At 42.5% G+C, this 388-nt stretch carries 1 protein-coding gene; it reads right to left on the bottom strand.

The genetic code is table 11. The features are described from left to right. Positions 1-374 (bottom strand): redoxin domain-containing protein (locus VU18_RS16640; RefSeq protein WP_369793587.1); only part of this gene is annotated, 374 nt, incomplete at its 3' end. Positions 375-388 lie beyond the last annotated feature (14 nt).

Below are 388 nucleotides of genomic sequence, written 5' to 3'. Positions count from 1 at the left end.
AGAACCACTGTAAATGTAATGCCGTACGCTTCAATAAAGCGCGCTACTTGTTCCAAATTCTTCTCCGATTTAGTCAAGTTCACCGCTACAATCTCTACTCCTTGATTTTTATATTCTTCATAAAACGTTTGCATATCCGGCATTTCCGCACGGCACGGCGGACACCATGTTGCCCATATGTTCACAATTACTTTTTTTCCACGAAAATCAGACAGTCGCACTTCTTTTCCGTCAAGCGTTCGCAACGCAAAATCAGGCGCCCTGTTTCCCACTTCAATTCCTTCAACTGCTTGGCTGCTGTCCATTCCTTCCGTTTTTTTCTCAAAGTTGTTTTTTTGTAAAAACGCATCGTAAATCGCCCATCCTGTCAACACAAGAAGCACTAATA

Source organism: Geobacillus sp. ZGt-1 (assembly GCF_001026865.1).
Lineage (GTDB): Bacteria > Bacillota > Bacilli > Bacillales > Anoxybacillaceae > Geobacillus > Geobacillus thermoleovorans.
This window is presented reverse-complemented; position numbering and strand designations above follow the sequence as displayed.